Below are 6,803 nucleotides of genomic sequence, written 5' to 3'. Positions count from 1 at the left end.
TCCCTCCGTCTCCGCCACTCTTTTCTCTTTATTTTTTAACCTCTTAACCTGAGACTTGCAGCGTTTGCGGAGCAAAGCCATGAGCGCTTTTGTGTAGCGGCGAGCGGCCTCGCCTGCCTATGAATAATCCACCGCGGCGCTGCCACGCCCTCGCTCTCCGGTATCCTCGATTCGCCCACTAATGACTGAGGGCAAGGCTCGGATTTCGAGCGGGTCGGATGTTTCGGCCAATGCCCAGCCAGAGTCGCGCTCCGACGCCTCTACCCGCCCGCAAATGCCTGTTGCCCGGCAAGGCGCCGACCTCGGCTCCTGAAGATCTCAAGAACCGCGCGCCTATTCGACCAGCAACCGATCGATCCCCGCGGCGCAGAAGCTCGTCAGACGATCCAACAGAAGTCCGGCAAGGCCGGCAGCGGACAGCACACGGCGCTCCTCGTCGAGGCGCGCGGCGCGGTCGCCTGCGGCCATCGTCATGACCAGCGCCCCGACCATGAACAGATAAGCATCCACCATCGCAGCGTGCGAGGCCTGCGGGTAGAGCTTCGCGAAGGCCGCCAGGAACTCCGTCGCAGTCGGATCGAAATGCTCGGTGAGGACCCCGCGAGCGGATTCACGCGGATCGACCGCCTCCCGCGCCGTCATCAACGCGAAGGCAGCGCCCTGGACGCCTTCGGCGAAACGCTGCCGCACGGAAGGACCGATGAAGGCCTCGACCACGGCGCGGATATCCGGAGCGGGCGCCGCCATCGCCTCGGCGAGCGCAGTGCCGCGCGCCAGCGCCAGTGCATCTGCCCGGCGGGCGAATACGGCGCGATACAGAGCCTCCTTGGAGCCGAAATAATAGCTGAGTTGCGACAGCCGCACCTCGGCCGCGGCGGCGAGATCGCGCATCGAGGCGCCGTCGGCACCGCCGCGCTCGGCGAAGGTCCGCTCGGCTGCGTCGAGAATGCGCTCGCGCGTCGGCGCCGCTGCCATCGAATCCCTCCTTCGCAGCGCCCCTGCCCTGCGTGACTTGGCTCTTACCAGAAAGCGCATTCTACGCTATTGGTCGGACGTTCGTCCAAATCCATGCCGATAGAGCGTGGCGAGACGGCAGGAGGAAACCAGCATGATGCTGACCGGGCGCTTCGTCGATCTCTCGATTCCGCTCGAAAACGACGTGCCCGCCGATCCGCCTTTCCAGAAGGTCAGGATCGACTACCGCACCCATGAGGGCACCGCGACGGACATTGCCGCCGCCTTCCCGGGCCTGAAGCCCGAGCAATTGCCTGATGGCATGGGCTGGGCCGTCGAGCTTGCGACAATCTCGACCCATAACGGCACCCATGTCGATGCGCCCTGGCACTACCACCCGACACAGGATGGTGGAGCCCCTGCCCTCAAGATCGATGAATGCCCGCTCGAATGGTTCCTGCAGCCCGGCGTGAAGCTCGACTTTCGCCATCTGCCCGATGGCCATATCGTCACGCCTGCCGAGATCGACGCCGAGCTTGAGCGCATCGGCCATCGTCTCAGCCCTCTCGAAATCGTCGTCGCCAACACCCGCGCAGGCCAGCGCTACGGCGAGGCCGACTATATCGATTCAGGCTGCGGCTTCGGCCGCGAGGCGACGCTGCATCTCGTCCGGCAAGGCGTCAAGGTCGTCGGCACCGACGGCTGGAGCTGGGATGCGCCCTTCAGCCACACCGCTCGCCGCTTTGCCGAGACCGGCGATGCCTCCCTGATCTGGGAAGGCCACAAGGCCGGGCGCGAGGCCGGTTACTGCCAGATCGAGAAACTGCACAATCTCGAAGCCCTGCCGGCGACCGGCTTCATGATCAGTTGCCTGCCGGTGAAGGTGCGCAACGGCTCCGCCGGCTGGACGCGGGCCGTTGCCATCCTGCCGGCCTGAACAGACAATCCAGGGAGAAGCGCATGAGCAAGGTCATCATCACCTGCGCGGTCACCGGCGGCATCCATACGCCGACCATGTCCGACCATCTGCCGATCACCCCCGACGAAATCGCCGAACAGGCCATTGCGGCGGCGGAAGCCGGCGCCGCCATCCTGCATCTTCACGCCCGCGACCCGAAGGACGGCCGCCCGACGCCGGACCCGGCTGTGTTCATGGAGTTCCTGCCGCGTATCAAGCAGGCGACCGATGCCGTGGTGAACATCACCACCGGAGGCGGCCTCAACATGAGCGTCGAGGAGCGGCTTGCCGCGCCGCTCAAGGCCGCGCCCGAGATGTGCTCGCTCAACATGGGCTCGATGAACTTCGCGCTGCATCCACTGGCGGAGAAGTACAGCAACTGGAAGCATTCCTGGGAGCAGCCTTATCTCGCCGGCACCAAGGACTTCATCTTCCGCAACACCTTCGGCGACATCGAACGCATCTACAAGATTCTCGGCGAGGGGCACGGCACCAAGTTCGAGCACGAATGCTACGATGTCGGCCACCTCTACAACCTCGCGCATTGCCTCGATCGCGGCTGGTTCAGGCCGCCGGTCTTCCTGCAACTGATCTTCGGCATTTTGGGCGGCATCGGCGCCGATCTCGACAATCTGATGTTCATGAAGCGCACCGCCGACAAGCTGTTCGGCAAGGACTATCACTGGTCGGTGCTCGCCGCCGGGCGCCACCAGATGGCCTTCTGCACACAGGCCGCGATGATGGGCGGCAATGTCCGCGTCGGGCTGGAGGACAGCCTGTTCATCGGCCGCGGCAAGCTCGCGACGTCCAATGCCGAGCAGGTCGCCAAGATCCGCCGCATCGTCGAGGAACTCGGCTACGAGATCGCCACCCCGGACGAGGCCCGCGCCACGCTCGGCCTCAAGGGCGGCGACCGGGTGAATTTCTGAGGCGCACGGCATGTCGGCTCGCCCCAACCCGCTCGACGGCTTCACCGTCGATCCCACTGCGATCCGTTATGTGGGCGAAGGCCTGCAGCGGCCTGAATGCATCCTGGCCGAGCGCGACGGCTCGCTCTGGAGCGCCGATGCGCGGGGCGGCGTCGTCCATATCCGCCCGGACGGCACGCAGCGCCTGATCACCCAGACCGCGAGCCAGGGCTTTGCCGAGGCAGCCGACGAGGAGGCGCGTTTCGTCTCGGGCACGCTGCCGAACGGCCTCGCCTTCGCAGGCAATGGCGACATCCTGATCTCCAATTTCGGTACGGACCGGCTGGAGATCATGACGCGCGACGGCGCGACGCGCGTACTGGTCGACACGATCGACGGCGAGCCGATCGGCAAGGTCAATTTCGTTCTGCGCGACAGCAGGGACCGCATCTGGCTGACGATCTCGACCCGCACGAAGAACTGGATGAAGGCGATCAGCCCGCATGTCCGCGACGGCTATGTCGCGCTCTATGACGGCGGCCGCCTGCGTATCGTTGCCGATGGCTTCGCCTTCACCAACGAGATCAGGCTCGATGCGAAGGAGGAATGGCTCTACGTCGCCGAGACCTGCGCGCGGAAGGTGACGCGCCTGCGCGTCCTGCCCGATGGCAGCCTGACCGATCGCGAAACCTTCGGTCCGGAGGATCACGGCGCCTGCATCGACGGCATCGCCTTCGACGCCCATGGCAATCTCTGGGGCACCCATGTCTTCACCGACCGGATCTTCGCGATCACGCCGGACGGCGAATTGCGCATCCTGCTCGACGACGACCGCGGCAGCGCGGCCGGGCAGGCTTTCCTCGCAGCCTTTGCTCGCGACGAGGCGACACCGGAGCTGATGCTCGCCTGCGGCGGGACGATCGCGCCTTGGTGCGCCAGCATCACCTTCGGCGGCCCGGACCTCCGGACCGTCTATCTCGGCAGCCTGAAGGGCTCGCGCATCCCCTTTTTCCGCTCACCCGTCGCCGGCTTGCCGATGGCGCATTGGTAGGTTCGGCGCCGCTCCACCACGGCACGCCGCAATCAGAACAGAATTCGCAAAACAGGATTCGGGAGGAACCATGAAACGCATCATTTCCGCGCTCGCCGGCGTCTCGGCCCTCTGTCTCGCAACCGCGGCACAGGCCGAAATCTCCGGTGGCACCGTCAAGATCGGCGTGCTCACCGACATGTCCGGTGTTTATTCCGACATCACCGGCAAGGGCTCGATCGTCGCCACGCAGATGGCCATGGACGATTGCCTGAAGGCGGAATGCGCCGGCATGAAGATCGAGATCGTCTCGGCCGACCACCAGAACAAGCCGGATGTCGGCTCGACCATCGCCCGCGAATGGATCGACCGGCAGGGTGTCGATGCCCTCGCCGACATGTCGAACGCCTCGCTCCAGCTCGCCATCCCGCCGCTGCTCAAGGAGAAGAACCGGGTCGGCCTCTTCCCGGGCGGCACGGCGCGCCTGACCGGCGATGCCTGCCAGCCCGACCATATCGTCCAGTGGATGTGGGACACCTATGTCCAGGTCGCCGGCATCGCCAACTATCTGACCAAGCCCGGCACGAAATGGTACCTCGTCACAGCCGACTACGCGCTCGGCCACCAGCTCGAGGCCGATGCCAAGACGCTGGTCACGGCCAAGGGCGGCAGCTATGTCGGCTCCGTCCGCCATGCCTTCCCAGCAGTCGACCTCTCCTCGCAATTGCTGACGGCGCAAGGCTCGGGGGCCGACTACATCGCGCTCGCCAATGCCGGCGGCGATACGGTCGCCGGGATCAAGACAGCGCGCGATTTCGGCGTCGGGCAGGACAAGCAGAAGCTCGTCGCCTTCTTCCTGACAGCCATGGACGTGAAGAGCGTCGGCCTCGCCGCCGCGCAAGGCACGGTGCTGACCGAGGGCTTCTACTGGAACCTCGACGACCGCACCCGCGCCTTCTCGGAGCGCTTCAAGGCCAGGCACGGCGCGGTACCCTCGGCGATCCAGGCCGGCATCTACTCCTCGGTCCGGCACTATCTCAAGGCTGTCGCAGCCGTGAAATCGGACGAGGCCAAGACGGTGATCGCGAAGATGCGGGAATTGCCGATCGAGGACGAGGTGGTCCGCAACGCCAAGCTGCGCGCGGATGGCCGCATGGTCCACGATTTCTACGTCTTCCGTGCCAAGCAGCCCTCGGAGTCGAAGGGCGAGTGGGATCTCTACGATCTCGTTGCCACGGTCCCCGGCGACCAGGCTTTCCGCCCGTTGAGCGAAAGCGCCTGTCCCGCGATCAAACGCTGAGGCGAGAGATCGGCGCTGCGGCCGAGTTGAGCATTCAGCCGCTGCGCTTCCGGCACGGACGACACCGCGGTTCGCGCTGCGGCGTCGCAGGGTAGAGAACGCGTACGCGTTCCCTACCAATAGAGCCGATTGCGGATTGGCAGAGGCGCGCGATCCTCACTTCTGGATCTTGGTCACGGTGAGCTGGCCGTTGACGCGGTCGGCGGTGAACCTGACCTTGTCGCCCGGCTTGACCGTCTTCAGCATGGCGGGGTCGCCGGCCTTGAACACCATGGTCATGCTGTCCATGTCGAGATTCTTGATCGGGCCGTGGTCGAGGGTCAGCTTGCCCTGGGCGGCATCGATCTTCTTGACCGTGCCGGTGGCGAGCGGGGCATCCTGCGCGGCGGCAGGGAGAGCCAGCAAGCCGATGAAGCCCAGGACGGTGAGTGGCAGGCGCATGTCGATTTCCTTCCTTGAAAGTCGGTTCGTGGTCGTCACTTGACGATGATCTTGCCGGTCATGCCGGCTGCGCGATGCCCGGGGATCAGGCAGGAGAAATCGAACTCGCCAGCCTTGGTGAACTGCCAGACGATCTCGCCCGTCTTCTTCGGCATCAGGCGCTTGGCGTTCGGATCGTCATGCTCCATGTCGGGGTTTTTCTGCATTTCGATCGCGTGCTTGAGGTTCTCCTCCAAGGTCGCCAGCACGAGCTCGTGGTCGAGTTCGCCATTGTTGCGGAGCGCGAGTTTGATCTGTTCGCCGCGCCGCACCTCGACGCGATCGGGGATGAAGGACATCTTGCCGTCCCTCTCGCTCATCACGACCTGGACCAACCTTGCCGGCTTCTTCGGGTCACCCGGCTTGCCGTAGGCCGTCTCATCGCCGTGGCCATGTCCGGCGCCGCCGGGGCCGGCGAGGACGGCGGTCGCCGGAAGAGCCATGGCCAGCATGACGCTCAGGCCGATCATTCTGCTGCGCATCTCGATATTCTCCTTGGGCGGATGATCAGTGATTGGAATGACCGCCGGCCTTGACGGACAGCGGTTTGCCGTTTGGACCGAGGCGAGGCTTGCGCGGGTCCTTGACGGACCAGTCCAGCGAGTCACGCCCGCTGTCTGGCGCCGTCCCACGCTGCGCCTCGGCCAGGCTCTCGCCCTTGTATTCGTAGGCGACGGTACCCGCGGGGTTCTTGAACCAGCCGGGATCCTTGTAGTCGCCGGCGCTCAGGCCCTCGCGCACCTTCACGACCGAGAACATGCCGCCCATCTCGACAGGCCCGAACTGGGCGTAGCCCGTCATCATCGGCAACGTGTTGTCGGGGCCCGGCATCTCCATCGAGCCCATCTCGCCCATCCCGTTCGAGCCCATCGGCATGTAGCCGGGCGCGATCCTGGCGATGCGCTTGGCGAGATCCTTCTTGCTGACGCCGATATAGGTCTTCACCGAATGCCCCATGGCGTTCATCGTGTGATGCGACTTGTGGCAGTGGATCGCCCAATCGCCCGGCTCGTCCGCGACGAAGTCGAAGGCGCGCATCTGGCCGACGGCACAATCGATCGAGACCTCGGGCCAGGCTGCCGCCTCGTCCACCCAACCGCCATCGGTGCACGACACCTTGAACTCGTAGCCGTGCATGTGGATCGGATGGTTCGTCATGGTCAGGTTGCCGAA

General features: G+C 65.1%; 8 protein-coding genes. 4 read left to right on the top strand and 4 right to left on the bottom strand.

Features of this window, described 5'->3' with window-relative positions:
- Window positions 1-333: 333 nt before the first annotated feature.
- Entirely contained in the window at window positions 334-975 is a 642-nt protein-coding gene (locus Q0Q02_RS22610; protein ID WP_293812926.1) for a TetR/AcrR family transcriptional regulator, read from the bottom strand.
- 139 nt (window positions 976-1,114) lie between these two features.
- Here Q0Q02_RS22610 and Q0Q02_RS22605 point away from each other — a divergent pair, with 139 nt between their 5' ends.
- The 4 genes from Q0Q02_RS22605 (at window position 1,115) to Q0Q02_RS22590 (ending at window position 5,150) form a co-directional block, all read left to right on the top strand.
- Window positions 1,115-1,891 (top strand): cyclase family protein, encoded by a 777-nt coding sequence (locus tag Q0Q02_RS22605; RefSeq protein ID WP_293812928.1) that lies wholly within the window; start codon window positions 1,115-1,117, stop codon window positions 1,889-1,891.
- A gap of 23 nt (window positions 1,892-1,914) precedes the next feature.
- A complete protein-coding gene (locus Q0Q02_RS22600; RefSeq protein WP_293812925.1) occupies window positions 1,915-2,841 on the top strand; it encodes a 3-keto-5-aminohexanoate cleavage protein in 927 nt (308 codons plus the stop codon).
- 10 nt (window positions 2,842-2,851) lie between these two features.
- Window positions 2,852-3,871 (top strand): SMP-30/gluconolactonase/LRE family protein, encoded by a 1,020-nt coding sequence (locus tag Q0Q02_RS22595; protein ID WP_293812923.1) that lies wholly within the window; start codon window positions 2,852-2,854, stop codon window positions 3,869-3,871.
- A 70-nt stretch (window positions 3,872-3,941) separates the two neighbouring features.
- The gene (locus Q0Q02_RS22590; protein ID WP_293812922.1) at window positions 3,942-5,150 is read left to right on the top strand and encodes an ABC transporter substrate-binding protein; all 1,209 of its coding nucleotides are present in this window, start codon (window positions 3,942-3,944) and stop codon (window positions 5,148-5,150) included.
- 156 nt (window positions 5,151-5,306) lie between these two features.
- On the opposite strand, the gene Q0Q02_RS22585 is transcribed toward Q0Q02_RS22590, so the two are convergent.
- The 3 genes from Q0Q02_RS22585 to Q0Q02_RS22575 form a co-directional block, all read right to left on the bottom strand.
- A complete protein-coding gene (locus Q0Q02_RS22585; protein WP_293812920.1) occupies window positions 5,307-5,591 on the bottom strand; it encodes a copper-binding protein in 285 nt (94 codons plus the stop codon).
- A gap of 35 nt (window positions 5,592-5,626) precedes the next feature.
- The gene (locus Q0Q02_RS22580; protein ID WP_293812918.1) at window positions 5,627-6,112 is read right to left on the bottom strand and encodes a cupredoxin family protein; all 486 of its coding nucleotides are present in this window, start codon (window positions 6,110-6,112) and stop codon (window positions 5,627-5,629) included.
- A gap of 25 nt (window positions 6,113-6,137) precedes the next feature.
- Window positions 6,138-6,803, bottom strand: a 666-nt coding sequence (locus Q0Q02_RS22575) for a multicopper oxidase domain-containing protein (RefSeq protein ID WP_293812916.1), incomplete at its 5' end; no start/stop codon positions are given.

Source organism: uncultured Allobosea sp. (assembly GCF_945956895.1).
Classification (GTDB): domain Bacteria; phylum Pseudomonadota; class Alphaproteobacteria; order Rhizobiales; family Beijerinckiaceae; genus Allobosea.
Note: the sequence above shows the minus strand (reverse complement) of the source record. Positions and strands in the feature narration are given on the sequence as shown.

Bases quoted from the DNA above. Each gene is read 5' to 3' on its own strand.
- Q0Q02_RS22585 (WP_293812920.1), bottom strand. From the start codon at position 5,591: ATGCGCCTGCCACTCACCGTCCTGGGCTTCATCGGCTTGCTGGCTCTC.
- Q0Q02_RS22610 (WP_293812926.1), bottom strand. From the start codon at position 975: ATGGCAGCGGCGCCGACGCGCGAGCGCATTCTCGACGCAGCCGAGCGG.
- Q0Q02_RS22590 (WP_293812922.1), top strand. From the start codon at position 3,942: ATGAAACGCATCATTTCCGCGCTCGCCGGCGTCTCGGCCCTCTGTCTC.
- Q0Q02_RS22600 (WP_293812925.1), top strand. From the start codon at position 1,915: ATGAGCAAGGTCATCATCACCTGCGCGGTCACCGGCGGCATCCATACG.
- Q0Q02_RS22580 (WP_293812918.1), bottom strand. From the start codon at position 6,112: ATGCGCAGCAGAATGATCGGCCTGAGCGTCATGCTGGCCATGGCTCTT.
- Q0Q02_RS22595 (WP_293812923.1), top strand. From the start codon at position 2,852: ATGTCGGCTCGCCCCAACCCGCTCGACGGCTTCACCGTCGATCCCACT.